Origin of the sequence: uncultured Maricaulis sp. (genome assembly GCF_963976135.1) — a bacterium.
Lineage (GTDB): Bacteria > Pseudomonadota > Alphaproteobacteria > Caulobacterales > Maricaulaceae > Maricaulis.
In genome coordinates this window covers 1-24,543 of record NZ_CAXBKN010000040.1, presented here as the reverse complement: position 1 = coordinate 24,543, position 24,543 = coordinate 1, and the positions used below count along the sequence as shown (strand labels likewise).

Below are 24,543 nucleotides of genomic sequence, written 5' to 3'. Positions count from 1 at the left end.
CCACAACAGGCGCCCAAGCCCGGCAATAAATTGCCCGCCAAGGCGGCGCCACGCACCGCGCGTGCAGCGGCCGACCCGGTTGGGGGACGCTCTGAAGAATACTACGCCATCAAGACGACGATCTTCAACGCCCTGATCGATACCATCGATCTGGGGCAGTTATCGCGTCTCGACCAGGAGACTGCCGCGGAGGAAATCCGCGATATCGTCACCGAAATCATCTCGATCAAGAATGTTGCGATGTCGATCGCCGAGCAGGAACAACTGCTCCAGGACATCTGCAATGATGTGCTCGGCTATGGTCCGCTCGAGCCGCTTCTGGCGCGCGATGACATCTCCGACATCATGGTCAATGGCGCCGATGCCGTCTTCATCGAAGTCAATGGCAAGGTCGAAAAGACCAATATCCGCTTCCGCGACAATGCCCAGCTGATGAATATCTGTCAGCGCATCGTCAGCCAGGTCGGCCGCCGCGTCGATGAGAGCTCGCCGATCTGTGATGCGCGTCTGGCCGATGGTTCCCGTGTCAACGTCATCGCGCCGCCACTGGCGCTTGATGGCCCGACACTGACGATCCGGAAGTTCAAAAAAGACAAGCTGACCATGCCGGATCTGGTCAATTATGGCTCGATCACGCCGGAGGGCGCCAAAGTTCTCGCCGTCATCGGCGCCAGCCGCTGTAACGTGCTGATCTCCGGCGGTACCGGTTCCGGTAAAACGACCCTGCTCAATTGTATGACCGGTTTCATCGAGCTCGATGAGCGCGTCGTGACCTGCGAAGATGCCGCCGAGCTGCAGCTGCAACAGCCGCATGTGGTGCGCCTCGAAACCCGCCCGCCCAATCTGGAAGGCAGCGGCGAGGTCACCATGCGGGATCTGGTCAAAAACTGTCTGCGCATGCGCCCTGAACGCATCATCGTCGGCGAGGTCCGCGGGCCCGAGAGCTTCGACCTGCTGCAGGCGATGAATACCGGCCATGACGGCTCGATGGGCACGCTGCACGCCAACTCCCCGCGTGAGGCCATGGCGCGGATCGAATCCATGATCACGATGGGCGGCTATAATCTGCCGACCCGCACAATCCGCGAGATGATTGTCGGCTCGATCGATGTCATCGTCCAGGCCGCGCGCCTGCGCGATGGCTCGCGCAAGATCACCCACATCACCGAAGTGGTCGGCATGGAAGGCGATGTGATCGTCACCCAGGATCTCTTCCTCTACGAAATCCAGGGCGAGGATGATGATGGCGGCATTATCGGCCGCCATGTCTCGACCGGTATTGCGCGTCCGAAATTCTGGGACCGGGCCCGCTATTTCGGGCTCGACCGTGAGCTGGCCGCCGCCCTCGACGCATCGGAGGCCTGAACATGAGCCCCGATCTCGCCTTTATCCTCGCTGCCGCCGCCGCCTTCTTCGCCGTGGGCGGTGTGGGCTGGGTCACGCTGGGTGCCATGGGCGATGCCCAGTCGAAGAAGCGTCTCGACCGCGCCGTGGGGGGGCGGACCGGCTCCAAACGCGCGGCTGTCACCCTCGACAGCGCTGCGCAAAGACGCCGCCAGGTCCAGGATTCGCTCAAGGATATGGAGCAGCGCCAGAAGGATATTCGCAAGAAATCCATCACATTGAAGGCGCGTATCCAGCAGGCCGGCATGAGCTTTACCCCGACCGTGTTCTGGATCACCTCCGCCTGTCTGGGCGTAGCCGGTTTCCTGATCGCGCTGGTGACCGGGCAAAGCCTGCTGGTTTCGGCGGGAATTGCGATGGTTTCCGGGCTCGGCATGCCGCGCTGGACACTGGGATTATTGCGCGGGCGCCGCCAGGGCAAATTCACTGGCGAGTTTGCGAACTCCATCGACATTATCGTTCGCGGCGTCAAATCGGGCCTGCCGCTCAATGAGTGCCTCAACATTATCGCGCGTGAATCGCCCGAGCCGATCTGCTCGGAATTCCAGCTTCTGACGGAGGGCCTGCGGGTCGGCCAGTCGCTGGAGGACGGGCTCGACAAGATGTGCGAGCGGATGCCGCTGCCCGAGCTGAACTTCTTCCGCACTGTGCTGATCATTCAGCAGAAGACCGGCGGCAATCTCGCCGAGACCCTGGGCAATCTGTCCGGTGTCCTGCGGGCGCGCCGGATGATGCGTGAAAAGATTGATGCCCTGTCTGGCGAAGCCAAGGCCTCGGCGGCGATCATCGGCTCGCTTCCACCGGGCGTGCTCGCCATCGTCTATGCCACGACGCCTGACTATATGAGCCAGATGTTCATTCACCCCACCGGTCAGCTCATGCTGCTGGGCGGCGCGACCTGGATGGCGATCGGGATTTTCGTCATGCGCGGCATGATCAATTTCAAGATGTGAGGCGGTGGGCATGTTCGGCATCAGCTTCAACGATATACGCGACTTCCTGACCGACCCCGAAATGCTTGTCATGGCGGTTTCCGCCATTCTCGTCTTTGCCACCATTGTCACCCTGGCCGGGCCGATGATGGGCGGCGACAATCTCGACAAGCGTGTCAAATCGGTCCGCAACCGGCGCGAGGAGCTGCGCCGGCGCAATCGCGAACAGCTCGAGGCCAATTCGCGCGGGCGCGGCGGCGGTTCCATCCGCAGCGTCGAAGCCAAGGGCGTGATGCGCAAGGTTGTCGACTCGCTCAACCTGCAAAAAGCCTTCGAGGATCCGGCCCTGCAGATGAAGCTGCAACAGGCCGGCTTTCGCGGCAGCCGCCCGGCCGTGACATTCTATTTTTTCCGCCTGACCATGCCCTTCATCCTGTTGGCTGGCGCATTGTTCTACGTCTTCATGGTCAATGATTTCGGCCTGCCGACCATTACCCGGGTCTGTTTTTCGCTCGGTTTCGGCATGCTCGGCTATTACGCGCCGAACCTCTACCTCTCCAACGCGGCCGCCAATCGGCAGCAATCCATCATGGGGTCCTTCCCCGACGGGCTGGACCTGCTGCTGATCTGCGTCGAGGCCGGCATGTCGATCGAGGCCGCCTTTCACAAGGTCGCCTCGGAGATCGGCAATCAGTCGCTGGAACTGGCGGAGGAATTATCCCTGACCACGGCCGAGCTGGCCTATTTGCCAGACCGACGCATTGCCTACGAGAATCTGGCGACGCGCACCAATCATCCCGGCGTCAAGGCTGTGTGTACCTCACTGATCCAGGCGGAGCGCTACGGCACGCCGCTGGGGCAGGCCCTGCGCGTGATGGCGAAGGAGAATCGCGACATGCGCCTGGCCAATGCCGAGAAGAAGGCGGCCGCGCTTCCCGCCAAATTGACAGTGCCGATGATTGTGTTTTTCCTGCCCGTCTTGTTCGTGGTTATCCTCGGCCCGGCGATCATTCGCTTCAATAGCATGTGACGAATGCCGTCTGGCGCGCTATTTGAATAGCGAGGCCCATGTTGAACAGGTGGACACAGCCCATGTTTTCCGGGCGTAAATCGGCGGACAAGCTCCGCGACCAGATTGATGCGGCTGATCTGGCTGTGGCGTCAGCCATGGCTGCGATCTTCGAGGATGATGTTGCGGCGGCCCGCAAGGCGCTGGCGGCTGCGCCGAAAACCCATTTTGCGGATATGGGCTGGAAGGTCGACCTCGCCACTGCGATGATCGAGCTCAAAACGGGACGTCACAAACAGGGAATCCAGAAGCTGATCAGCGTCTGTTCGCGCCTCGACGACACGTCGATGGGCCGTGATGACAAGAATTATCTGCGCCTGTATGCGCTCTATCGGGCCAGCGAAGCCTCCAAGGGCGGCAAGGCACCGATGGAAATGCGTATCCTCGTGGAAGATTTCCGCTTCGACCACACCATGGTCACGCCTTTGCTGCGCAAGGATTTCCCGCTCAAGAAGATGGATGATGCCGAGATCGCGCCGCCACCGCCGCCGCCCGCCATTCCGCTCGTCGAAAGCTGATCCCGGGTTTCCGGTGCGGTTCAGCCGACCCCAATACCCGACAGGATGGCATCAGTCGCCGCGAAGCGAATCATAGCTGCGCCGTGAGGTCAGCATGGCGCGGACATAGGCCATATTCGACTCCGCCATGGCTGGCGTGACGTCATAGCGCGCCACTTCCTCGGCCTCGGCAAACCGGCCCTGAAGGGCAATCACCAGAGCGAGATTTTGCCGGACCGCGGCTTCCGCGCCGGGCCGGATCATGGCTTCGCGCAGCATGGCCTCGGCCGTTTCCGCTTCGCCGGACAGCGCGTGCGACAGTGCCAGATTGGACATCACCGATGCCTCGCCCGGTGACAGGGCCAGGGCCGTGCGGAAGCTCTGGCGGGCCTGATCGGGCTGGCCGCCCTGTTCATAGGCGACCCCGAGCGTGTTGAAGATACGCCAATTGGTGGGATCAGCCTGGCTTGCCCGGCGCAGCGATTCCGTGGCGCGGGTACCGCGACCGGTCGAGGTCAGGGCTGTGCCATAGGCCAGCAGCAATTGCGAACTACCCGGGTGCAGGGCGAGGGATTGTTGCGCGATCTCGATCGCCCGCTGTGGATTGCCGAGTTGACGCAGCGCATTGGACAATTCGTAGGCGGCTTCAAGATCTGATGGATTGAGTTCATGCGCCTCGGCCCAGAAGGTCGCCTGGGTCAACATGTCCTGGCTTCGGATCGCGCTCCGCTCCTGACTGGTCGACGGCACGATGCTGCGCGCGTCGAGTTCGGCAGCCAGGGCCTGCTCGTCATCGGTGCGCGCGGTGGTCGCGCAGGCGGTGAGAACGAGGGCGGCAAGGGGGATGGCAAAGAATGAGATGCGCATGAGGGGACCATTTACTGCGAGCCTGGCTTGAATCTGCGCCCGCCCGGTCAAGAATGCGTTAATACACAGGGCGCCGGCGATATCGCCGCACCATGATCCCGCAGGGAAGGTCAGCCACATGAACTCGTTTTTCTCCTCCTCGGCCACGGCCCGGACTGTCCGCCTGGTCAGCCAGGCCCGGCGCGACGAGGTGATCGCCCAGCTTCCAGCGGCGGAACGCCCGCTCGCCGCCGGTTTCGCGGCCAAACCCGGCCAGGTCGTCCTGCTGCCATCGGACAGTATTTGCGGAGCCCTTTTCGGGATCGGCACCGGCGAGGATGCCTTCGCGCTCGGCGCGGCGGCCTTTGGCCTGCCGGAGGGCGACTGGCAGATCGACGACATGCCCGAAGCGCTCAATCCGGGCCTGGTCTCGCTGGCCTGGGCGCTGGGGAGTTATCGTTTCACCCTGTTCAAGGCCGCTGAACGCGCGCCGGCGCGCCTTGTCCCGCCTGCGGGGACCGATATCACCGAGATCGCCGCCATCGCCTCTGCCGCGATGATGACGCGTGACCTGGTCAATTCACCGGCCGATATCATGGGGCCTGAAGGCCTGGAAGCGGCCTTTCGTAAACTGGGAAAACAACACGGTGCCAAGCTCACCATCACCAAGGGCGATGCGCTGCTGAAGCAGAATTTCCCGATGATCCACGCGGTCGGCCGCGCCGCCGGAGAAGCGCCGCGCCTGCTGGAGCTGGAATGGGGCGATCCGGCACATCCGCGTCTGGCGCTGGTCGGCAAGGGTGTGTGTTTCGATAGTGGCGGGCTCGACCTGAAACCGGCCGCCGGCATGCGCTGGATGAAGAAGGATATGGGCGGCGCTGCCAATGCGATGGGCCTGGCCCAGCTGGTGATGGCCGCCAAACTGCCCGTGCGTCTGCACGTACTCGTGCCGGCGGTCGAGAATGCGGTCGGCGCTGACGCCTTCCGGCCCGGCGATATCCTGGTCTCGCGCCAGGGGATTACGGTCGAGATCGACAATACTGATGCGGAAGGCCGCCTCGTCCTGGCCGATGCGCTGAGCCGCGCCGTTGAGGACAAGCCGGACCTGTTAATCGATTTCGCCACCCTGACCGGTGCGGCCCGTGTCGCGCTCGGCCCGGAAGTTATGCCCTTCTATACGGATGATGAGGCGTTGGCAGCCGAGATTTTCGCGGCCGGAAACGCGGTCTCCGATCCGCTCTGGCGCATGCCCCTGTGGGATGGCTATGAGCGTGAAATCGAGGGCGATATCTCCGACATCGTCAATAGTGCCGCCATTCCGCTGGCCGGCTCGATCACGGCGGCGCTCTTCCTGCGCCGCTTTGTCGGGGCCTCCAAATGGGTGCATTTCGACATTTTCGGCTGGAATCTGAAGGATCGTCCCGGCCGGCCCAAGGGCGGCGAGATGCAGGGCGCGCGCGCCGTTTACCAAATGCTCAAACAGCGCTTCGTAAAATAGGCCCGAATTGATCACGGGCTTCAGGATTGCCATATGGCTTCGCAGGCGATGACATCGCTTGAGATGATGAGACGCGTCTCGGCGGATGCCGTGCGCGGCGCTGCGGCTGATCTTACGGCACGTCAATTCGCGCTCTTGCTGTCAATTTTCATGCGCCCCGGACCCCATAGCGTGCGCGAGCTGGCGCAGGCGCTCGAACTGCCCAAGCCGGCGGTGACCCGGGCGCTCGATGTGCTGGAACGCCATGGCTTCATCCGCCGCAAGCGCGACAAGGCCGACCGGCGCGATGTCTCGGTGCACCGCACTGTCAAAGGCGCTGTGTTTCTGTACGATTATGGCGAAACCGTTGCGCATCGCGCCGAGGAGACCGCCTCATGTCCGCTCTGGATCCCCGCCTCACACCCGCACGTCCCGACCTTGCCGCTGCCCATCTGAAGGGCCAGGTCGAGGCGGCGCGCTTTGTCGAGCCCGTCGACCGCCAGGCGATCGCTGCTTCGGTCGCGATCCGCCGGACGCCGGAGCCGCATGGCGCGGTGGATGACCAATTGCTGGCCGGTGATGTCTTTGCCCTGCTCGAGGAAAAGAATGGTTGGGGCTGGGGCTATTCCCGCGCCGATGGTTTTGTCGGCTGGGTAGACTTGCTGGCGCTGAGCGAGGATGTCGAAGCGGTTGATCACCGCGTGACGGCGCTGCGCACCTATGCCTTCTCGGAGCCCGATCTCAAATCCGAGCCCAATCTCCTGCTATCGCTCAATTGCAGTTTCAGGGCCGGCCGCCGCGAAGGCCGCTATGTCGAGGCGGTCGGGCTGGGCTGGGTGTTCGCACCCCATTGTGGACCACTGGGCGAGACAGCCGGCGATTTTGTCGCCGTCGCCGAATCCTTCCTCGGCGCGCCCTATCTGTGGGGCGGCAAGGAAAGTCTTGGGCTCGATTGTTCCGGCCTGGTGCAGATGGCCCTGCTGGCGGCCGGCACGGCACTGCCGCGGGATTCCGATCAGCAGGAAGCCTTTCTGGCCGCGCACTGGCGGGACGTTACAGACCAGCCGGAACGCCGGCGCGGCGATATTGTCTTCTGGCCCGGCCATGTCGGCATTATGACCGATAGCGAGCACCTCCTGCACGCCAATGGCCACTGGATGGATGTCACGCTCGAGGATTTCGCGGTGGCCGAGCAGCGTATCCGCGAGGCACATGCGCCGGTGCGCGCGATTTACCGCCCAGCCTGAGGCCAGGCCTCGGGGCCGGCGAAAAAAAAGCCCCGGGAACACTGGTTCCTGGGGCTTTTTTCATCAGTCAGGTCAGGCCTTAATGGCCGTCAGCGGGAGCCGGTTCGTCAACCGGTGTTTCCGTCGGTTCTGGCGCGTCCTGCGCTGCCGGCAGTTCCATCGCATCCATGGTTTCATCCATGGCGGCTTCGACAGTTTCCGGCGCGGCCGCTGGCAGCGGATCGGGCAGGGCCATCGGCGATTCCGACAGGCTGCGCATATAGGCAATCAGGTCCATGCGCTGGCCTTCATCGCGCAATCCGGCGAAGGTCATTGCGGTGCCAGGTGCGTAGGCGGATGGGCGCTCGAGGAAGCCATCGAGTTCTTCATAGCCCCAATCGCCCCCCAGTTCGAGCAGCGCGCCGGAGTAATTGAAACCGGCAACCGAGGCGACCGCGCGGCCGACAACATTCCACAAATGGGGTCCCGTACCGTCAGCAGCACCACTATCGAAAGTATGGCAGGACTGGCAGCGGCGGGCGACGCGCTCACCAGCACCGATATCGGCACTTGCAAGCAGCAGGGCGTAATCGGTTGGACCTTCAATGACAGCTTCCTGTGAGGCAGACCCACCGCTCTCAAGGGCAGCCCAGTCGACCGGATAGGCTGTGTTCTCGGCCGTCAATTCCTCGGCAGCATGGGATTTCACCAGCATATGCCCGAGTTCGGTGATGACCAGGATGGCAAGAATGCCGCCAATAATGACGCCAGCAATCTTGTTGAAGAAGAGATCGCCCATCGACGCCCCCGTTATGATTTAGCCGAAAGTTGAGCCGTGTTTGGCATGCGCCGCGCTTGCAGGCAACAGGCTAGCGCGTTCCTGTGCATGCGGTATCGCGACGCATTTTGTGCGGTCTGGCGGCGGGGTGCAATATCAGCGGTGTGCTTGCGGGCGCAAAACGCGATCCCCACATGCCTCGTCATGGGGCCGCACGCGCGAAGGCCTGGCGCTGTATCTGCCACGGAAGCGCCTTATTTCACGCCTTGAAAATACCGGATTGCGGGCCGAGATGAGAGCTCCAAACCGCACGCATGACGCGTGTATTACGAAAATGTTATCTGAGGTTCAAAACAACATGATGCGTTCCATTATCGCCGCTTCCCTCTCGGCACTCGCAATCGGATCGATCGCGCAGGCCCAGGATGCGAGCTACACCCTCGGCGCCGGCTATGAGCGCTTCAGCGGTGACGGCGTTGACCTTGATTCCGTTGTGCTTCGTGGTCGCTACGACTTCAACCAGTACTTCGGCGTCGAAGGTCAGGCCAATATCGGTGTGGGCGATGACAGCGTGACCGAGCTGGGCATTACCGCTGATGTCAGCCTCGACTATGCCGTTGGCGTGTTCGGCGTGATCCGTCCGTTCAGCAATGAGCACGGCAATGTCTTCCTGCGCGCCGGCTACACCAATACCCAGATCGACGCGAGCGTCGCTGGCTTCTCCGCCAGCGCCGACTCCGACGCCTGGGCTTACGGCATTGGCGGTGAGTATCTGTTCGACGGCCGCAATGGCGTCCGCTTCGACTACACCAATTTCGACTATGATGATGGTGGCAGCTCCGACGTGTATGGCATCAGCTATGTGCGCCGTTTCGGCGGCTAATCGCCCCGATCAGACTGCAGAAGAGGGCCGTACGCCGAGCGTGCGGCCCCTTTTTTTGTCTGCCAGTTCAGATTTCCCCGTCAGCCCATAATTCCACCAGGCGCCGCGCGATCGCGACAGATGGTGGCAATTGGGCGTCGGGATGGCGGCCGACGAGCATGGCGCGGACCTCGTCGCGGCTGAACCAGCGCGCATCCTCCAGCTCGTGCTGATCGACCTTGACCCTGGCGTGGGTGACCGGTGCGACCAGGCCGACCATCATGGAGGAGGGGAAGGGCCAGGGCTGCGTCATGACATAGCGGATAGCGGCGATGTCGGCGATGACGCCAGCCTCCTCCTGCAATTCGCGGGCGCAGGCTTCCTCGATGGTTTCCGCCGGCTCGACGAAACCGGCCAGCGCCGACCAGATGCCCGGCGGCCAGCTGGCCTGCCGTCCGAGCAGGCAGTTTTCACCATCAATGGCGAGCATGATCACGACGGGATCGACTCGCGGGAAGTGCTCGGCCTGGCAACCGCCACAGACCCGTTTCGCGCCACCGCAAACGATCTCTGTGGCCTGGCCGCAATTGGCACAAAATCCGTGACGCTCATGCCAGGCGAGCAGCGCCTTGGCATGGGCGAAGATCGCAGCCTCGCCCTGGCTCAGGGCCATCGCCGCCTGGCGCGCATCCATGAAGGCGAGCCCGGCCTCGGCGGGTGGCTCCTGGGCCAGTTCGGTGGCGAAGACCGGATCGCCGCGAAGTTCGCCGAGATAGACCTGCAGCAGGGCAGGGCCGTAGAGGCGGGTGCATTCGTCGAGCTTCAGCCAGCCCAGACCATCGCCACCAGTGATCGCCGGCAGCCCGCGAAACAACACCATCGTCCAGGCATTCTCGCGCGTCGCCTGGGCGGCGAGCTTGTCGGGGTCACGCCGTAGCAGCTCGCCGCGATCAAGCGGCGATCCGGCAAATACCAAAGGCGGTCGATTGATCAGGACGGAACGGTCACTCATGGCAGAATCCGGATCTGAGGGCGCAGGTGGCGGGGGCCACCAGGCAAGGCCAAGCCTTACCCGGGTTGCGGGCGCGCTTCAACGGGCGGCCCGGCTCAGAGCTCGAAACGGTCGAGATGGCCCGGCGTCTCGCACGGCCAGCCCAGCTCGCGCTCGATGCGTTCGCGCAGCGCCCGCGAGGAAGCCGGTTCGCCATGGACAAGGAAGGTCTTGCGTGGCGGCCGCTTGAAACCCTGCAGCCATTGCATGAGCTCATTGCTGTCGGCGTGGGCGGACAGCATCGAAATCTCCTCGACCTCAGCCAGGATGGGCACATTGCGGCCATGGATCCGCAATTCGTCGGCACCGGCGACCAGGGTTGCGCCCGGTGTGCCCGGGGCCTGGAAGCCGGAAATGACAATCGTGTTGCGCGGATCGGGGGCATAGGATTTGAGGTGGTGCAGGATGCGCCCGCCGGTCGCCATACCGCTCGCGGAAATGATCACTTTCGGCATCTTGTCGACGGTCAGGGCTTTTGACGCCTCGGTCTCGCGGACATAATTGACCATGTCGCCAATCTCCCCGGCATCGTGTGGCGAGATGCGGTGATCCCCGAAATGATGGCGCAGGATGGCGCTGGCATTGATTGCCATCGGGCTGTCGAGATAGACCGGCACCGATTTCAGCCGGCCGGACTTTTTCAGCTTCCACAGATAATAGGTCAGCATTTGCGCCCGACCGACGGCGAAGGAGGGGATGACCACTGTGCCGCCGCGCGCCGTGGTGCGCTCGACGATTTCGGCCAGCACCTCGCTTGCATCGCCTTGCTGGTGCAGCCGGTCCCCATAGGTGGATTCCAGCAAGAGATAATCGGCTTGCTCGATGGGCTCCGGGTCGAACAGGACGGGGTCGTTATAGCGGCCCAGATCGCCGGAAAAGGCGATGGTGCGATTATGCCATTTCAGCTCCACCGTGGCGGCGCCGAGGATGTGGCCGGCGCGCCGAAGCTTCAGCTGTGCGCCATGGCCGATATCGGTCTCGACGCCAAATTCGACCGGGCGGAAATACTCCATCGAGGCTTCGGCCTCATCCTCGGTATAGAGCGGCAGGGCCGGCTTGTGGCGGGAGAATTTCTTGCGATTGGCGTATTCGGCATCGCGTTCCTGCAGATAGCCGCTATCGGGCAGCAATATTCCGCACAGATCAATCGTCGGCGGTGAGCACAGGATCTCGCCGGCATAGCCGTCGTGGATCAGGCGCGGCACATAGCCGGAATGATCCATATGGGCATGCGACAGCACGACGGTGTCGATCGAATGCGGTGCGACCGGGAAGGCTTCCCAATTGCGCGTCCGCACATCACGCCGGCCCTGGAACATGCCGCAATCGAGCAGGATACGCTTGCCATCGGCTTCGATCAGATGCCGCGAACCGGTGACGGTACCGGCTGCCCCCATGCAGGTCAGGCTCATTTCAGTCACGGCGGATCTCCGATGCATGGTGTCGTGCGGCCCGGTGGGACAAGTCTGCGACCGTATCAATATGTTGCGGGCTGTCGAAAGAAATCTCCGTTCCTGGCGCTTGCATTTGAGAACGATTCGCAATTAACTGCGGGGCAGGAGGTGGAAAGCGATGAGGAAAGCCATGCAGGACAGTGCGGATATCGAGGCTGGACAGGCTGATCTTGCGGTGCGGGACTGGCTCGAGACCCAGGCGCGTGTCACCGGCTATTGGCGGGATTTACTGGTCTCTTCCGGCGGCGATGATGCGCTGATCGCGGTGCTCGACGATCATGCGAGTTTTCTCGGTGCCGCCGCGCGAATGGGCGAGGGCAGTTTTCACCGCCCGCAGTGAAGCCATGACTTGCACCATGCCGTCCGGCTTGCGATATAGGGCGTGGAAGATCGGCGGTGGACGAGCTCCTCGCCAACCCGGTCAGGTCCGGAAGGAAGCAGCCGTAACGAGTTTTGGCACGGGTCGCTGTCCGGTCTTCCACGCGCTCCAGCGCACTTAGCCCCGCGCAGCCCGAATTTCAGGCACTCGATTATCAATCAAGCGAGCCGATATGGACGATACGCCGCTGCCATCCGACGAGACAGGCGCAGCGGAGGCGCTGATGCCCGGGCTCGATCTACCCAAGGCCGGTCCTGTTCCCGGCTACCAGGTATTGGCACGCAAATACCGTCCCGACACATTTGAAGACCTGATCGGCCAGGCGGCCATGGTGCGCACGCTGACCAATGCCTTTGCCGCCGGTCGCATCGCGCATGCCTATATGCTGACCGGCGTGCGTGGCATCGGCAAGACGACGACGGCGCGGCTGATCGCGCGGGCGCTGAATTTCCGCAATGCCGAGATCAATCAGCCCTCGATGAAGCTCGATGTCCGCGGCGAGCATTGCGATGCCATCGCCCGCTCGGCCCATGTCGATGTGATGGAGATGGATGCCGCCTCGCGCACCGGTGTTGGCGATATCCGCGAAATTCTCGAAGGCGTCCGCTACGCTCCGGTGTCGGCGCGTTATAAAGTCTACATCATCGATGAGGTCCACATGCTCTCGACCTCCGCCTTCAACGCCCTGTTGAAGACGCTGGAGGAGCCGCCCGAGCACGCCAAATTCATCTTCGCCACCACAGAGATTCGCAAAGTGCCCGTGACGGTCCTGTCGCGCTGCCAGCGTTTCGATCTCAAGCGGATTGATCGCGAGGTTCTCACCGATCACCTTGAGCGGATATGCGGTCTCGAATCGGCGCAGGTCGAACGTGACGGGCTGTCGCTGATTTCCCGCGCCGCCGAAGGGTCTGTGCGCGACGGGCTCTCCCTGCTCGACCAGGCGATTGTCCAGGGCGCCGAGGCGGATGGTCCTGTGACCGCAGTCCAGATCCGGGACATGCTCGGCCTGGCCGATCGTGCCCGTGTGCTCGATCTGCTCGAACATGCGCTGGGCGCGCGTACCAGGGAAGCCCTGACAGAACTCTCTTCGCTCTATGATGCCGGCGGCGACCCGGTCGTGGTGACACGCGATCTGCTCGATTATGTTCATGCCGCCTCGCGCGTGAAGGCGGTCGGCACCGGTGCCGATCTCGGTGAGGCTGCCGATACGGTGCAGCGCCTCGCCGCCATCGCCGAGAGCCAGAGCCTGGCCCAGCTGACGCGCTTGTGGAAAATCCTGCTGACCGCGCTCGATGATGTCCGAACCGCGCCCGATCCGCTGGCCGCTGCGGAGATGACCTTGTTGCGCCTGGTTGCGGCCTCGATGCTGCCGCCCCCGGAAGACGCCGCGCGCCTGCTCGCCAGCCAGCCACCGGCGCCTGCCGACAGGGAGGCGCCGGGAAAGTCTGAGCCGGCCGCTCTCCCGGCCGGTACCGAAGCTGCTCTCGACATTGAGCCCGAGGCCGCCGATGCGCCCGATGTACAGCAGGGCCCGGACACATTCGAAGCCCTGATCGCCATGCTGCAGGATCGCCGCGACATCATTCTGCAACTCGATGTCGAGCGCTGCGTCCGGCCGGTCTCCTTCAAGCCCGGTGCCATGACCTATCAGCCGACCGAGGACGCGCCGTCAGACCTGGCACAGCGCCTGTCCAAGCGCTTGCAGGAATGGACCGAGACGCGCTGGATGATCCTCGCCGACGCCAATGCCAAGGGCGGCGAGACCTGGTCGGAACGCCGCCAGCGTGGCAAGCAGGAAAGAATGGCCGATATTCGCAGTGACCCGGCCGTGGAGGAGGCGATGCGTCTCTTCCCCGGTGCCGAGATCGTCCGCGTGATTGACGCCGTCCCGACCACTGAACCCGATGACGAGACCAGCCAAGCGGAGAATCGCGCATGACCGATCTGATGGGATTGATGAAGCAGGCGCAGGCCATGCAGCAGAAAATGGCCGAAGCGCAGGAAAAACTCGCCGCCAGCCAGGTGGTCGGTGAAGCCGGCGCCGGACTGGTGACGCTGACCCTGAGCGGCAAGGGCGAAATGCGGGCCCTGTCGATCGATCCATCCCTGCTCAACCCAGCCGAGGGCGAGGTGGTCGAGGATCTGGTGATGGCGGCCCATAACGATGCCAAGCGCAAGATGGAAGCCATGCAGCAGGACGTGATGAAGGACGTCGCGGGCGGCCTGCAATTGCCACCCGGCATGTCTATGCCGGGCTGAGCGGACTGGAATTGACCTGATGCGCACCGCTTCTGCCGGACCCGAAATCGAACGCCTGATGGCGCTGCTCGCCAAATTGCCTGGCCTTGGCCCGCGCTCGGCGCGGCGTGCGGCCCTGCATCTGCTGGGCAAGCGCGACAGCCTGATGCGCCCGCTCGCCGAAGCGCTGGGCGATGCCGCCGACAAGATCGGCGCCTGCGGCGAATGCGGCAATCTTGATGTCACCAATCCCTGTGCCGTCTGCGCCTCGCCGGGCCGTCAACCGGCGGCGCTATGCGTGGTCGAGACGGTGGGGGATCTGTGGGCGCTCGAACGCGCCGGCGCATTCAAGGGCCGTTATCACGTGCTCGGCGGTGTGTTGTCAGCGCTCGATGGCGTGCGGCCCGAAGACCTCAATATCGCCAAGCTGATCGAACGCGCGGCGCGCGAGGAGATCGTTGAAATCGTGCTGGCCCTCAATGCCACGGTCGATGGCCAGACGACGGCGCATTATCTCGCCGACAAGCTGGCGCCAACGGGCGTCTCGGTCACGTCGCTGGCGCGCGGCGTTCCGGTGGGCGGCGAGCTCGACTATCTCGATGATGGCACCCTGGCCGCGGCTTTCCGCAGCCGCGCGGCGGTATAGACAGCCCTGTTCAGTCGGGCAAATCGCTCTATTGTCGGCTCACCAACCAAGGGGGTGACCGGCAATGGACGATAAATCGGAGCAAAGCCTGCACCTGGACGTCCGACTGACGCGCAAGACTGTCACCCTGTTCTTCTGCATCGGCCTTTTCATGGTCTCCCTGGTCATCGCTGCGCTGACTTCGGTCAAGCTTGAGCAATTCCATATTGGTGGTCTGACGGTCCTGGTTCCGGCCGGGACCATCGCCTTTGGTCTCACCTATCTGGCGACCGACGCGATCAGCGAAGTCTGGGGCCGCAGCTATGCCCTGTGCGTCGTGCTGGTCGGCATGGTGATGCGGGTGCTGATGATGGTGTTGATCCTGTATGCGCTCTACGCCGAGCAGGTCTTCCCTTTCATCTCCCCCACCGAGGGCTGGACCGAGGAACGACAGGCGGCCTTCGTTTCAGTGTTTCAGGCCGGCAACCGGCTCAATATTGCGGGCATGCTCGCCTTTGGCATCAGTGCCAGTACCGATGTTCTGATCTTCCACTATTTCCAGAAGCGTGACGCGGGCAAGAACCGGCTCTGGTTCCGCAATAATGTCTCGACCATCGCCTCGCAGATGCTCAACAGCATCATCTTCATCTGCACCGGATTCCTGGGCACCGTGCCGCTGGCTGCGATCGGCAGCCTGATCCTGGGCCAGATTGTCGTCAAAATCCTGGTTGCGGCGTTCGACACGCCGGCGATCTACCTGATCCGCAATTTCGCGGAAGGCCGGCGATTGCTCGACTTTCGCGGCTAGAGCGCCAGGGCTCGGGCCATGCTGGCCAGGCGGGGCGGTAAACCCGCTTCAAAGGCCGAGGCCTGGGCCCAGCGGCGGCGCAGGCGGGCGGGGATTTCACCCAGTTTGCCCGGCATGATGCGCGCTGCGGATTCCGTCAATTCCCAGCTGCGAATACCCAGAGCTGCAAATCCGTGACCCAGAACGCGTCCATGTCCGAGTGGCACTTCATAGCTGCGGTAATACTGTTTGTAGTGAGCGCTGCCCGCTCCGAGATCGACGCGGTGAATGCCGCGCTTGCGGGCCTGCCTGAACAGGCCCTGCATCAACAGCAGACCCGGGGAATACTTCGCCAGTTCGGGATCATAGGCGGGGAACCAGGAGTGGTAGACATCGCCGGCCACCAGACCGAATTCCACAGCGGCAAGACGGTCGCCGAACCAGAGTGCTGCAGTCATGCCGCCAAACTCCGAACCTTCGCCCTGGCGCAAATCGGACAGCGCCGCCTGCACCCAGTCGATCGCGAATACGTCGAGCTTGCCGGTCGCGCGATACTGGGTCTGCTTCCAGCCGCACAACGCCTCGAACAGGCGCCCGTCGGGATCACCCAATTGCACCCGGACCGGCCCGTGATCGCGTTCCGCATTGCGCTGCAAGCGGGCCGTTTTGCGGAAATGCGAGGGGAATTCAGCCTTGCGCGCCTCGAAATAAGCGTCGGCCCCATCGGCAAGGTCGACAATCGCTGACATGTCGGCGCCCCGGATTTCCCGGCCTTGCCCGGCCAGCGGCCCGTACCAGTTATCGAAGACCAGCGCCGAGCTGGTGGCCCTGCCGAGCAGGCCCTTGAGATCAAACTCGCGGTGCGGCGGTGCGATGATGCCCTGATAATCGCTCATCGGCGCGCCAATCGGCCGGATCACACCCTCGCGGGCTGCATGATGGGGGAAGAATCCGGCGATCTCGCCATGATCCTCGAAGATGGCAATGCGGACATCTTCGCGCACGCGCGCGATGCAGCGGGTGAATTCGAATCTCAGATAGGGGCTGACAAGCCGGCCGCCGGGAGCCGCCCAAGCGTTCCAGCGCGAGACCATCTCCGCGTCAATGTCCCCGATTGAAACGATTTTCACGTTCATTCAGCTTCCCCGTTTTCGCTTCTGAGGGGAGAAGCAAGTTGCGGGCCGGATTGATCCCGCCTAATTGCAGGCGACAGCTTTTGTCCGGGCCGCTGTGCTAGGCTTGAGCTCACCCATCAGATTCGGATCGACGCCATGGATACCGCCACTCTTCTTTTGCTCGCCGGCCTCGGCATCGTGCTCGTGCTGTTGGTTGTCATTCTGGTTCGCAAGCCGGCCGATAGCGGTGCCGCAACGGCGGCGCAGGTCGAGGAGCTGAAGCTCGAACGCGACGAGTTGCGCAACGAGGCGGATCGCCAGTCCGCGGCGTTGTCGGAAGCCCGCCAGGCCCTTGCGCGCATCGAGACCGCGGTCGAGGAGCGTGATCGTCTGCGCCAGAAGCTCGAGGCCGTCGAGGCCGAGAAGGGCAAGCTGGACACCCAGTTCGCCAGCCTGCGCGCTGAACACGACGCCGCCATCCGCCATCATGACGAAAAACTCGCCGAGCTCGAAAAAGCCCGCGAGAAATTGACCGAGACCTTCAAGTCGACCGCTGCCGAAATTCTCAAGACCAGTGGTGCAGAAATGAACAAGCAGGGCGCCGAAGGCCTGCAGGTCTTGCTCAAGCCCTTGCGAGAACAACTCGACGGTTTTCAGAAACGGGTGATCGATGATGCTGAAAAACGCATGGGTCAGACCACCGAGATCAAGACCCTGATCCAGACCCTCCACTCGGATGCGCGCCAGATGTCCGACGACGCCAAGGGGCTGGTCAATGCGCTGCGCTCCTCGGGCAAGGTGCAGGGCGATTGGGGCGAGATGGTGCTGGCGACGATCCTGGAACGCGCCGGCTTGCGCGAGGGCCAGGAATTCTTCACTCAGCAGAGCGAGACCACCGATGACGGTGCCCGCCGCCGGCCCGATGTCGTGGTCGAAATGCCGGGTAAACAACGCCTGGTGATCGATTCAAAGGTCAGCCTGACCGCCTTTGAGCGTTGCGTGAATGCGGACGACGAGGACGCGCGCGGCGTGGCGCTGAAACAGCATATCAACTCCGTGCGCACGCACATCAAGGCGCTCGGCGACAAGGATTATGCCCAATTCTATGAAGGTGTCGATTTCACGCTGATGTTCATCCCGCTCGAAGGTGCCGCCTCGCTGGCGCTGCAGAATGATCCGGAGGTCTCGATCTTCGCCGGCGAACGCAATGTCATGATCGCGACGCCGACAACGCTGATGATGGCGATGCGCACCGTGCATAATCTGTGGACCATCGACCGGCAGAACCAGAATGCCCGCGAAATCGCCAGCCGAGCCGGCTCGCTCTATGACAAGTTTGAGGGCTTTATCGGCGATCTGGAAAAGGTCGGTCAGCGCATCGATGCGGCCAAGACTGCCTGGCACGATGCCAAGGGCAAATTGTCCGAGGGGCGCGGCAATCTCGTTCGCCAGACCGAAATGCTCAAACAGCTCGGCGCCGGCACCAAGAAATCCCTGCCCGATGATTATCTCGAAGCGGCGGGCCTCGACACCGAGGAGGAAGGTGAGGCACCGCGCGCGCTGACCGCCCCGGAAGTGGCTGACTGAAGCGTCCAATTCTTGATTCGCTAACCGGCTCGCCCTATCTAGGGGGCATGGCTGTCAGAGAAATCATCACCGTTCCCGATCCGCGCCTGAAACTGGTGTCCAAACCCGTCGACCGGGTAGACGATGATTTGCGCGAACTCATGGATGACATGCTGCAGAGCATGTATGCCGCTGATGGTATCGGCCTGGCTGCAATCCAGGTCGGAGAGCCCAAGCGCGTCATCGTGATGGATCTGGCCAAGGCCGACGAAGCGCCGCAGCCGCGCTTTTTCGTCAATCCGGTCCTCTCCGACCCGTCGGATACGCTGCAACCCTATGAAGAGGGCTGCCTGTCCGTGCCGACCGTGTTCGACGAGGTCGAACGACCGGACCGGATCAAGATCGAATATCTCGATTATGACGGCCAGCGCCGCGAAGAAATTGCCGAGGGCATGTTTGCCGTCTGTATCCAGCACGAGATGGATCATCTCGAGGGCATTCTCTTCATCGACTATCTCTCGCGCCTCAAGCGCCAGCGCGCCGTGGCCCGGGTCAAGAAGCTGGAAAAAGACAAGACCCGCGAAGACGCGGCCTGATCGAACCGGCGTGGGTCTGTCCAGATGACATTTTCTGAAACCGGATCGCAGCCGCCGGTCGCCGATATCGCCGTGCTCATCGTGGCCTATCGCAGCCGCGCAACGCTCGACCAGTGCATAGCGGCGCTGGCGGCACAGACGGTCAAGCCCCGCCAGGTTTTCGTGCTCGAAAATGGCTCGCCGCCGGACGAACGCATCGATGGCGCGGCGCTGCCCGACTGGGTGAGCTTCGTCGAGAGCGAGGAGAATCTCGGTTTCGCCGGCGGCAATAACCGGCTCGCGAAAATGGCCGATTGCGAATGGCTGGCCCTGCTCAATCCCGATGCCTTTGCCCGGCCCGACTGGCTGGAGCAGTTTGTCGCCGCGACGCAGCGCTATCCCGGCATCTCCGTGTTCGGTTCAACCCAGTATGCCGCGAATTATCCCGGCCTGCTCGACGGTGTCGGCGATGTCTATCACATCACCGGGCTGGCCTATCGCGCCGGCTATATGCGGCCGGTCACGCTCTTGCCCGATGATGGTGAAGTCTTCGCGGTCTGCGGTGCGGCCGCCTTCTGGCGCCGGTCATTGTTTGACAAGCTGGGCGGATTCGATGAGCGCTTCTTCTGTTATAATGAGGATGTTGATCTCGCCTACCGGGCGAAGCTGGCGGGCTACCAGGCGATGCAGCTGCGCGATGCCGCGGTCGATCATCTCGGCTACGCCTCATCGGGACGCCGTTCGGAATTTGCGACCTATTACGGTGTGCGCAACCGGCTCTGGGTCTTTTTGAAGAATACGCCCGGCTGGCTGTTCTGGGTGTTGAGCCCGGTCCATGCCGGCGTGACGCTCCTGCTCTGGCTCTCGGCCGCTCGCTTCGGGCAGTTCACCGTGTTTGGCCGGGCCTTGCGCGATGCCCTGAAGGGCTGCGACGAGATGATGGTGTCGCGCCGGGATATCCAGGACAAACGGGTCAGCGGGGTCTGGCAGATTGCGCGGGCGATGAGCTGGAATCCGGCTCGCCTGCTGACGCGTGCACCCGATATCCGTCCCGTAGCGCCGGGCCGGACCTAGCAATCAGGCAGGCGGTCCAGCGCGGTCAGCTCGACGCGCTCGAGGTCGACCGTATTGTGTTCGAAATCCCAATCCGGCCACATCCCGATATAGCCAAACTCCCAGCTGCACTCCGGCGACGCCGCTTCCAGGGTGAAGGTCTCGAACCGCTCGCTGATTTCAACATGCTCACCGGAATCCTGACCGAAACCGGGCACGAAGAAATTGAGCCGGATGCCGGGTGCGCCGAATTCCGGCGCGCTGCGGACCGTGAATCGCAGGCGCACCCGCCGGCCCTGGATCGCATCGAGTTCGCCCGGGGACAGGGCGAAGAAGGCGCCGGCCGACTGCATGCCGTCAAACGGGCCGCGCACGGCATCGATGCGGGCAAAGGTTTCCTCGCCTTCGCGCAGGATGCGGGCGCTCAGGCCATTGCCCGTGGTGATGGCGTTGAGACTGTCGCCTTCGAACAGGATCCCGTCGGTCAGGATTTCCTCGGGCGAGCGCTCGGAATTATCGCCATAGCTCAGGGCGCCGGCCACCATTCCGGCGACGGCCAGGGCGGCGATCGGGTAGAAGGCCCAGTCGGGCAGGCTGTACATCGAAATTTCTGACCTGGGTGAGCGGCGGAACACGGTTTCACTGTTTGGCGCGGATGCCTGGCCGGGTCAACGCCGTGATCCCGGCTGACAGCGGGCAGACGCGCACGGATATTGGCCTCGCTTTCGCCCCGATCCGGTGCGAGAAAACCCGGTATTGATCACAGGAGTCAAGGCGTGGGGCGGCAAACTTGAGAGAGTACTTGAACTTTGACGCAACGCAGCGGATTTTAGGCGCATGACGTCGCAAGCCAATTCCGCTGATGATCCTCTGCTGGCGGCCGTGACACGGCTCAACGGGGCATTGGCGCGCATTGAAGGGCAGACCAAGAAGCTGCGCGGCCGCGTCGAGCGCGCCGAGTCCGCCGCAATCGGCGCGCGCGACAGCGATGATGACCGGGCCCGGCTCGCCGATGCCCTGGATACGGCCAAGGCGCGTGAGCAGGCCTTGCAGCAGGTTGCGCAAGAGACATCGGATGCGCTCGATCGGGCGATTGGCGAATTGCGCCTCTATGTAGACGAGGAGGTCTAGTCGGCTATGTCCAAGGTGGCGGTCACGCTCAATGGTCGGATCTATACAATTGGCTGCGAAGACGGGCAGGAAGCCTATCTGCGTGAGCTGGCTGGCTATCTCGACGGCAAGGTGTCGGTGATGGCCAACCAGGTCGGTCAGATCGGTGATTTGCGGCTCGCCGTGATGGCTTCTCTGATTGTCGTTGACGAGTTGAAAGATGCCGAGCGCCGCGTCGAGACACTGGAAGCCGAACTCGAACATTTGCGTTCCGAGAACCAGGGTTCCGATAGCGAATATGGCGAGGAGCGCCAGCAGCTGGCGGATCACCTTCTCAAGGCGGCCCAGCGCCTCGAGGCCCTGGCCGCCAGTCTCGACTTCCCCGAGCGCGATCTCGATGCCGGCGAGACGGTCGTCTCTGAGCAGAAGATCCGATTTGCAGATGCCCGCCCTTGAGCTGGAGCCGGTTAGGCCTCACATATAATCCCGGCGGTTATCTGCAGCGTGCGATGGGGCATAAATCCCACGGACCGTACATCACCACGAGGGAGCTGCCTCTGCTAGGGACCCTGGTCCTCTGTACGCGGCGCCCACCTGCACCGTCGGGTCAGTGGGGATTTACATGTCTTGCCGGCGCAGGTGGAGAGCCGCCACATGAATTTGCAAGCGCTCAAGGATGAGTTGCGGCGGCGCGCCCTTGCGGCGCGCCAGGCCGCCCATGAGAGCGATCCCGATGCCGGTGAGCGGCTGGTGGAGCATTTCCCGTTTGAGCGTGTGGCGCCAGGCTCGGTGGTTTCGGGCTATTGGCCGCTACCCGGCGAGCTCGACCCGCGCCCATTGATGACGGCGCTGGAGGCGCGGGGCGCCGGCCTCGCCTTGCCTATAGTCATTGGCCCCGGCCACCCCCTGAAGTTCCGCGAGTGGCGCGCCGGCGATCCGCTGCAGCGCCGGGCCTTTGGCCTGATGGAGCCGCAGGAGAGCGCCCCGGAACTTGTCCCGGACGTTCTCCTGGTGCCTCTGCTGGCGGTCGATCCCGACGGCAACCGCCTCGGCTTCGGCAAGGGCTATTATGACCGCACGCTGGCCGGGCTGCGCGCCAAAGGCGCGCCGCTGGCGATCGGGCTCGCCTATGAGGCGCAGATCGTGGCGGCGGTGCCGGTGGATGAGTTCGATCAGCCGCTGGACGGGGTGGTGACCGGGGAGCGGCTTTTCTGGACGGGGTGATGGGATAGACACGATGAGCTGGTGTTCGCGAGCCCGATAATCCTGTCTGTCCCAATTGCCTCCAATTGCCTCAATGGGTGCTGCCACCATTTGTGACAGCCCCCGGACAGCGACGCTCTAGCCGGCAGTTGATGGCTCCCCGACGCGTGCTTTCGTGTTGATGCCTGCAAACAACAGCCAAAACGCGGCGACCCATTCGAACAAGGCGCCTGGCACGAAAAACAGCATGACCTGCTCTGCCAGGGACGGGTATAATATGATTGACGCCGCAAGGGTTCCGATCACCGAGTAGGTCACAATACCCCAGGCAGACAGCCAGCGGGGAATAAGGCGCGACCGGAAGAACAGGCTGAAAAAGATCACACCGCCCACGGCCATCGGAATAAGCAGGATGTAGAGCGCCGATCCGTAGATGTCGCGCAGGAACGCCACGAGCGAGACGCGCTCCTCGCCCGACAGGCCCGGGGTCAGATCCGGGTTCACGACCGCTGCAAAAGCGGCATATTTGAAGATGATGAATGTTGCGCCCATCGCACCTTCGATCAGCCGGCAGAAGGCAGCAACGAGCGCGCCACCCTGGCTTACCGACCTCAGAACGACATACATCGCGGCAGCTGAGATGCAGACAAAGGTGTAGAGCACAGCCTCGGCCAGAAACCCCGTACGGAACATGAATTCGAGCGCCGGCGACGCGGCACTTTGCTCCGAAAGCGCACTGAGCGATGGAATTGGCCCGAAGGTGATGTACAGCCCCGCCAAGGTGTAGACGAGGTATGACAACCCGGCCAGCCGAGCCATGCGGCGAGCGGTTGCTTCAGTGTGGTGTATTGCAGACATGGCGTGAGCGCCTCCTTCTATCAAGCAATGATCCAGGCCGGTGTCGAATGCCGGCGGATCGAAACTGAGGGAGGTCAGGCTGTCTGTCGTCCGAATGGGGCTATTCGGACGTCGTTGGGATGATTTTGTCAGATTATGCCGCGTCGTGCGTCCGGGCGTTGCCTGCATCCTCGCGATAGGTGCTGGGAGGAGAGCCGACATGTTTCTTGAACGCGGCGTTGAAGGTGGACCGGGAGTTGAACCCGACCTCCAGGCCGATCTCGAGAACGTTCAGGTCGGTCTCGGTCAGCAGCCGTTTGGCCTCGGCGGCACGATGGCTGTTCACAAAGTCAAAGAAATTCACGCCCAGATGCTGGGATAGCGTTTCGGAGATGTGGTTCTTGGTAACGCCGGTGATGTCGGAGAGCCTGCGAAGTGACAGGTCATTGTCGGCATAGAGCTTGTTCGTGTTCAGGGCACCTGTCAGCTTGGCCGCGGTTCGGCGCATGCGCTCAACCGTGAGGATCGGATGCCGGGTCTGTGAGCCGGCTTTGGAGGCCTTTTCAAAATTCAACTCCGGCTGGTGCAAACCGAGATAGGCAAAGGCTGCTATCGCCAGGGATTCGGTGAAGGCCAGGGCAATGTTGAAGGCCGGGATCGATACGCCCGATAGCCAGAGCGCTTGCTTGACGGCGAAGAACACCCAGGCACCGGCGAATACGAAGAGAATGGCGCGTAGCCAATCCAGTGACTGGCGTTCGATATTCGCGAACTGTTCCATCATCCGCTGCCGGTGCCGCATCTGCAGCCTCAGGGCGGCGATGAGATAAAAGGCGGTAAAGGCAAGAAAAAGGAAAAGCGACGCGGTGCATGTGAACAGCGCGATTCTGAAATGAACGGGGTTCCGGGTCGCCGGGTCCACCAGGGCGAGTTTCTCTTCGGCGCTCAAGCCCGCGAATGGAAGGCTTACGAGAATCACGAGCGCGGGGCCGAGAAGAGACGCCCAGTCGAGGCCGCCAAATCCTGGCTTCTCCGGCGAGATCAGCGCGCGCGTATAGAAAAAGACAGCCGGGCCCAACGCCATCTTGATCGAGAGGTCAACGCCCACAAGGTGCGGTGCGAGACGATAGACGTCCGAAATGATGAGCAGCTGCCCGAGAACATGCGCGAGAAGCGCGATCAGGAGCACGCAAAAGAAAAGGACATGGTCGCTACGCTGACCTGGTCTGGTCAGGGCCAGGGCGAGCGCAAAGCCGATTGATCCGGCTGCGACGGCGTATGCGATTGTCAAAAACGTGTCGGACATCCCATTCCTTGTCCAACGAATTGCGGCGCGGGGCAATCACCGATTATTGCTGGCTGCCCGCGTCGCCTACACCATGCCGGAAACAAATGGTGTCAAACGATTGGTGTCAGGCAGCTGTCTCCGCAAGTCAGGTATCTGTAATATCCCGGAATT

The 24,543-nt window shown here is 62.8% G+C and carries 27 protein-coding genes and 2 other RNA genes; 21 read left to right on the top strand and 8 right to left on the bottom strand.

Annotation, left to right across the window (positions count from 1 at the left end; translation table 11 throughout):
• From AAC023_RS07345 to AAC023_RS07330, 4 genes are all read left to right on the top strand, one after another.
• On the top strand, window positions 1-1,365 hold a 1,365-nt coding region (locus tag AAC023_RS07345), incomplete at its 5' end, for a CpaF family protein (protein WP_339739676.1).
• A 2-nt stretch (window positions 1,366-1,367) separates the two neighbouring features.
• Window positions 1,368-2,357, top strand: coding sequence for a type II secretion system F family protein (locus tag AAC023_RS07340; protein WP_339739674.1), 990 nt, complete (start codon window positions 1,368-1,370; stop codon window positions 2,355-2,357).
• Between the two features lie 10 nt (window positions 2,358-2,367).
• Window positions 2,368-3,366 carry a type II secretion system F family protein gene (locus AAC023_RS07335; RefSeq protein WP_339739672.1) on the top strand — a complete coding sequence of 333 codons (999 nt, stop codon included), beginning with the start codon at window positions 2,368-2,370 and terminating at the stop codon, window positions 3,364-3,366.
• Between the two features lie 62 nt (window positions 3,367-3,428).
• Window positions 3,429-3,923 carry a hypothetical protein gene (locus AAC023_RS07330; RefSeq protein ID WP_339739670.1) on the top strand — a complete coding sequence of 165 codons (495 nt, stop codon included), beginning with the start codon at window positions 3,429-3,431 and terminating at the stop codon, window positions 3,921-3,923.
• Window positions 3,924-3,974: 51 nt separating this feature from the next.
• On the opposite strand, the gene AAC023_RS07325 is transcribed toward AAC023_RS07330, so the two are convergent.
• Window positions 3,975-4,769 carry a tetratricopeptide repeat protein gene (locus tag AAC023_RS07325; protein WP_339739668.1) on the bottom strand — a complete coding sequence of 265 codons (795 nt, stop codon included), beginning with the start codon at window positions 4,767-4,769 and terminating at the stop codon, window positions 3,975-3,977.
• 118 nt (window positions 4,770-4,887) lie between these two features.
• Here AAC023_RS07325 and AAC023_RS07320 point away from each other — a divergent pair, with 118 nt between their 5' ends.
• From AAC023_RS07320 to AAC023_RS07310, 3 genes are read left to right on the top strand one after another with little or no spacing between them, the layout of a single operon-like run.
• The gene (locus tag AAC023_RS07320; protein ID WP_339739666.1) at window positions 4,888-6,246 is read left to right on the top strand and encodes a leucyl aminopeptidase family protein; all 1,359 of its coding nucleotides are present in this window, start codon (window positions 4,888-4,890) and stop codon (window positions 6,244-6,246) included.
• A 48-nt stretch (window positions 6,247-6,294) separates the two neighbouring features.
• A complete protein-coding gene (locus AAC023_RS07315; protein ID WP_339739664.1) occupies window positions 6,295-6,681 on the top strand; it encodes a MarR family transcriptional regulator in 387 nt (128 codons plus the stop codon).
• Entirely contained in the window at window positions 6,621-7,472 is an 852-nt protein-coding gene (locus AAC023_RS07310; protein WP_339739662.1) for an NlpC/P60 family protein, read from the top strand. The genes AAC023_RS07315 and AAC023_RS07310 overlap by 61 nt, the downstream gene beginning before the upstream one ends.
• 79 nt (window positions 7,473-7,551) lie before the next feature.
• On the opposite strand, the gene AAC023_RS07305 is transcribed toward AAC023_RS07310, so the two are convergent.
• Entirely contained in the window at window positions 7,552-8,250 is a 699-nt protein-coding gene (locus AAC023_RS07305) for a cytochrome c family protein (protein ID WP_339739659.1), read from the bottom strand.
• A 337-nt stretch (window positions 8,251-8,587) separates the two neighbouring features.
• Here AAC023_RS07305 and AAC023_RS07300 point away from each other — a divergent pair, with 337 nt between their 5' ends.
• Window positions 8,588-9,112, top strand: a complete 525-nt coding sequence (locus AAC023_RS07300; RefSeq protein WP_339739657.1) for a porin family protein — start codon at window positions 8,588-8,590, stop codon at window positions 9,110-9,112.
• A gap of 67 nt (window positions 9,113-9,179) precedes the next feature.
• Here the strand turns inward: AAC023_RS07300 and nudC are convergent, their stop codons facing one another.
• Together nudC and AAC023_RS07290 are read right to left on the bottom strand one after the other, a co-directional pair.
• On the bottom strand, window positions 9,180-10,103 hold the full coding sequence (nudC, locus tag AAC023_RS07295; protein WP_339739655.1) for an NAD(+) diphosphatase: 924 nt from the start codon (window positions 10,101-10,103) through the stop codon (window positions 9,180-9,182).
• 95 nt (window positions 10,104-10,198) lie between these two features.
• Window positions 10,199-11,554, bottom strand: a complete 1,356-nt coding sequence (locus AAC023_RS07290) for an MBL fold metallo-hydrolase (RefSeq protein ID WP_339739678.1) — start codon at window positions 11,552-11,554, stop codon at window positions 10,199-10,201.
• Between the two features lie 160 nt (window positions 11,555-11,714).
• Between AAC023_RS07290 and AAC023_RS07285 the strand changes: the two genes are divergently transcribed.
• From AAC023_RS07285 to AAC023_RS07260, 6 genes are all read left to right on the top strand, one after another.
• Window positions 11,715-11,936 carry a hypothetical protein gene (locus AAC023_RS07285; protein WP_339739653.1) on the top strand — a complete coding sequence of 74 codons (222 nt, stop codon included), beginning with the start codon at window positions 11,715-11,717 and terminating at the stop codon, window positions 11,934-11,936.
• A 44-nt stretch (window positions 11,937-11,980) separates the two neighbouring features.
• Window positions 11,981-12,079, top strand: an RNA gene (gene ffs / locus AAC023_RS07280) — signal recognition particle sRNA small type.
• A 68-nt stretch (window positions 12,080-12,147) separates the two neighbouring features.
• On the top strand, window positions 12,148-13,914 hold the full coding sequence (locus tag AAC023_RS07275) for a DNA polymerase III subunit gamma/tau (RefSeq protein WP_339739651.1): 1,767 nt from the start codon (window positions 12,148-12,150) through the stop codon (window positions 13,912-13,914).
• Window positions 13,911-14,234 carry a YbaB/EbfC family nucleoid-associated protein gene (locus AAC023_RS07270; protein ID WP_339739649.1) on the top strand — a complete coding sequence of 108 codons (324 nt, stop codon included), beginning with the start codon at window positions 13,911-13,913 and terminating at the stop codon, window positions 14,232-14,234. Before AAC023_RS07275 ends, AAC023_RS07270 begins: the two co-directional genes overlap by 4 nt.
• Window positions 14,235-14,253: 19 nt before the next feature.
• Window positions 14,254-14,859, top strand: a complete 606-nt coding sequence (gene recR / locus AAC023_RS07265) for a recombination mediator RecR (RefSeq protein ID WP_339739647.1) — start codon at window positions 14,254-14,256, stop codon at window positions 14,857-14,859.
• A 64-nt stretch (window positions 14,860-14,923) separates the two neighbouring features.
• Window positions 14,924-15,646 carry a queuosine precursor transporter gene (locus AAC023_RS07260; protein WP_339739645.1) on the top strand — a complete coding sequence of 241 codons (723 nt, stop codon included), beginning with the start codon at window positions 14,924-14,926 and terminating at the stop codon, window positions 15,644-15,646.
• Here AAC023_RS07260 and AAC023_RS07255 read toward each other — a convergent pair.
• On the bottom strand, window positions 15,643-16,761 hold the full coding sequence (locus AAC023_RS07255) for a GNAT family N-acetyltransferase (protein ID WP_339739644.1): 1,119 nt from the start codon (window positions 16,759-16,761) through the stop codon (window positions 15,643-15,645). The two genes, AAC023_RS07260 and AAC023_RS07255, sit on opposite strands and share 4 nt — an antisense overlap.
• A gap of 135 nt (window positions 16,762-16,896) precedes the next feature.
• Here AAC023_RS07255 and rmuC point away from each other — a divergent pair, with 135 nt between their 5' ends.
• The 3 genes from rmuC to AAC023_RS07240 are packed head-to-tail and all read left to right on the top strand — an operon-like array spanning window position 16,897 to window position 19,955.
• Entirely contained in the window at window positions 16,897-18,327 is a 1,431-nt protein-coding gene (gene rmuC, locus AAC023_RS07250) for a DNA recombination protein RmuC (protein WP_339739642.1), read from the top strand.
• A gap of 47 nt (window positions 18,328-18,374) precedes the next feature.
• Window positions 18,375-18,902 (top strand): peptide deformylase, encoded by a 528-nt coding sequence (gene def, locus AAC023_RS07245; RefSeq protein ID WP_339739640.1) that lies wholly within the window; start codon window positions 18,375-18,377, stop codon window positions 18,900-18,902.
• Window positions 18,903-18,926: 24 nt separating this feature from the next.
• On the top strand, window positions 18,927-19,955 hold the full coding sequence (locus AAC023_RS07240; protein WP_339739638.1) for a glycosyltransferase family 2 protein: 1,029 nt from the start codon (window positions 18,927-18,929) through the stop codon (window positions 19,953-19,955).
• Here the strand turns inward: AAC023_RS07240 and AAC023_RS07235 are convergent.
• Entirely contained in the window at window positions 19,952-20,536 is a 585-nt protein-coding gene (locus AAC023_RS07235) for a hypothetical protein (protein WP_339739636.1), read from the bottom strand. The genes AAC023_RS07240 and AAC023_RS07235 overlap by 4 nt on opposite strands.
• 235 nt (window positions 20,537-20,771) lie before the next feature.
• Between AAC023_RS07235 and AAC023_RS07230 the strand changes: the two genes are divergently transcribed.
• The 4 genes from AAC023_RS07230 (at window position 20,772) to AAC023_RS07215 (ending at window position 22,268) form a co-directional block, all read left to right on the top strand.
• Complete coding sequence (locus AAC023_RS07230; protein ID WP_339739634.1) at window positions 20,772-21,065, top strand: DUF4164 family protein; 294 nt, start codon at window positions 20,772-20,774, stop codon at window positions 21,063-21,065.
• Window positions 21,066-21,071: 6 nt separating this feature from the next.
• Complete coding sequence (locus tag AAC023_RS07225; protein ID WP_339739632.1) at window positions 21,072-21,500, top strand: cell division protein ZapA; 429 nt, start codon at window positions 21,072-21,074, stop codon at window positions 21,498-21,500.
• A 35-nt stretch (window positions 21,501-21,535) separates the two neighbouring features.
• A non-coding RNA gene (gene ssrS / locus AAC023_RS07220) (6S RNA) lies at window positions 21,536-21,694 on the top strand.
• Between the two features lie 4 nt (window positions 21,695-21,698).
• Entirely contained in the window at window positions 21,699-22,268 is a 570-nt protein-coding gene (locus tag AAC023_RS07215; protein ID WP_339739630.1) for a 5-formyltetrahydrofolate cyclo-ligase, read from the top strand.
• A gap of 117 nt (window positions 22,269-22,385) precedes the next feature.
• On the opposite strand, the gene AAC023_RS07210 is transcribed toward AAC023_RS07215, so the two are convergent.
• Both AAC023_RS07210 and AAC023_RS07205 read right to left on the bottom strand, forming a co-directional pair.
• On the bottom strand, window positions 22,386-23,066 hold the full coding sequence (locus AAC023_RS07210; RefSeq protein WP_339739628.1) for a DUF4386 domain-containing protein: 681 nt from the start codon (window positions 23,064-23,066) through the stop codon (window positions 22,386-22,388).
• Window positions 23,067-23,238: 172 nt separating this feature from the next.
• Window positions 23,239-24,390: a helix-turn-helix transcriptional regulator gene (locus tag AAC023_RS07205; protein ID WP_339739626.1), complete on the bottom strand. Its 1,152-nt coding sequence runs from the start codon at window positions 24,388-24,390 to the stop codon at window positions 23,239-23,241.
• Window positions 24,391-24,543: the final 153 nt, after the last annotated feature.

What these genes read in the sequence shown, in the direction of transcription:
- AAC023_RS07325 (WP_339739668.1), bottom strand. Translation starts at nt 4,769, where the DNA reads ATGCGCATCTCATTCTTTGCCATCCCCCTTGCCGCCCTCGTTCTCACC.
- AAC023_RS07305 (WP_339739659.1), bottom strand. Translation starts at nt 8,250, where the DNA reads ATGGGCGATCTCTTCTTCAACAAGATTGCTGGCGTCATTATTGGCGGC.
- recR (WP_339739647.1), top strand. Translation starts at nt 14,254, where the DNA reads ATGCGCACCGCTTCTGCCGGACCCGAAATCGAACGCCTGATGGCGCTG.
- rmuC (WP_339739642.1), top strand. Translation starts at nt 16,897, where the DNA reads ATGGATACCGCCACTCTTCTTTTGCTCGCCGGCCTCGGCATCGTGCTC.
- AAC023_RS07340 (WP_339739674.1), top strand. Translation starts at nt 1,368, where the DNA reads ATGAGCCCCGATCTCGCCTTTATCCTCGCTGCCGCCGCCGCCTTCTTC.
- AAC023_RS07275 (WP_339739651.1), top strand. Translation starts at nt 12,148, where the DNA reads ATGGACGATACGCCGCTGCCATCCGACGAGACAGGCGCAGCGGAGGCG.
- AAC023_RS07335 (WP_339739672.1), top strand. Translation starts at nt 2,368, where the DNA reads ATGTTCGGCATCAGCTTCAACGATATACGCGACTTCCTGACCGACCCC.
- AAC023_RS07290 (WP_339739678.1), bottom strand. Translation starts at nt 11,554, where the DNA reads ATGAGCCTGACCTGCATGGGGGCAGCCGGTACCGTCACCGGTTCGCGG.
- AAC023_RS07285 (WP_339739653.1), top strand. Translation starts at nt 11,715, where the DNA reads ATGAGGAAAGCCATGCAGGACAGTGCGGATATCGAGGCTGGACAGGCT.
- AAC023_RS07300 (WP_339739657.1), top strand. Translation starts at nt 8,588, where the DNA reads ATGATGCGTTCCATTATCGCCGCTTCCCTCTCGGCACTCGCAATCGGA.
- AAC023_RS07320 (WP_339739666.1), top strand. Translation starts at nt 4,888, where the DNA reads ATGAACTCGTTTTTCTCCTCCTCGGCCACGGCCCGGACTGTCCGCCTG.
- def (WP_339739640.1), top strand. Translation starts at nt 18,375, where the DNA reads ATGGCTGTCAGAGAAATCATCACCGTTCCCGATCCGCGCCTGAAACTG.
- AAC023_RS07315 (WP_339739664.1), top strand. Translation starts at nt 6,295, where the DNA reads ATGACATCGCTTGAGATGATGAGACGCGTCTCGGCGGATGCCGTGCGC.
- AAC023_RS07260 (WP_339739645.1), top strand. Translation starts at nt 14,924, where the DNA reads ATGGACGATAAATCGGAGCAAAGCCTGCACCTGGACGTCCGACTGACG.
- nudC (WP_339739655.1), bottom strand. Translation starts at nt 10,103, where the DNA reads ATGAGTGACCGTTCCGTCCTGATCAATCGACCGCCTTTGGTATTTGCC.
- AAC023_RS07310 (WP_339739662.1), top strand. Translation starts at nt 6,621, where the DNA reads ATGTCCGCTCTGGATCCCCGCCTCACACCCGCACGTCCCGACCTTGCC.
- AAC023_RS07205 (WP_339739626.1), bottom strand. Translation starts at nt 24,390, where the DNA reads ATGTCCGACACGTTTTTGACAATCGCATACGCCGTCGCAGCCGGATCA.
- AAC023_RS07255 (WP_339739644.1), bottom strand. Translation starts at nt 16,761, where the DNA reads ATGAACGTGAAAATCGTTTCAATCGGGGACATTGACGCGGAGATGGTC.
- AAC023_RS07210 (WP_339739628.1), bottom strand. Translation starts at nt 23,066, where the DNA reads ATGGCTCGGCTGGCCGGGTTGTCATACCTCGTCTACACCTTGGCGGGG.
- AAC023_RS07230 (WP_339739634.1), top strand. Translation starts at nt 20,772, where the DNA reads ATGACGTCGCAAGCCAATTCCGCTGATGATCCTCTGCTGGCGGCCGTG.
- AAC023_RS07240 (WP_339739638.1), top strand. Translation starts at nt 18,927, where the DNA reads ATGACATTTTCTGAAACCGGATCGCAGCCGCCGGTCGCCGATATCGCC.
- AAC023_RS07215 (WP_339739630.1), top strand. Translation starts at nt 21,699, where the DNA reads ATGAATTTGCAAGCGCTCAAGGATGAGTTGCGGCGGCGCGCCCTTGCG.
- AAC023_RS07330 (WP_339739670.1), top strand. Translation starts at nt 3,429, where the DNA reads ATGTTTTCCGGGCGTAAATCGGCGGACAAGCTCCGCGACCAGATTGAT.
- AAC023_RS07270 (WP_339739649.1), top strand. Translation starts at nt 13,911, where the DNA reads ATGACCGATCTGATGGGATTGATGAAGCAGGCGCAGGCCATGCAGCAG.
- AAC023_RS07235 (WP_339739636.1), bottom strand. Translation starts at nt 20,536, where the DNA reads ATGTACAGCCTGCCCGACTGGGCCTTCTACCCGATCGCCGCCCTGGCC.
- AAC023_RS07225 (WP_339739632.1), top strand. Translation starts at nt 21,072, where the DNA reads ATGTCCAAGGTGGCGGTCACGCTCAATGGTCGGATCTATACAATTGGC.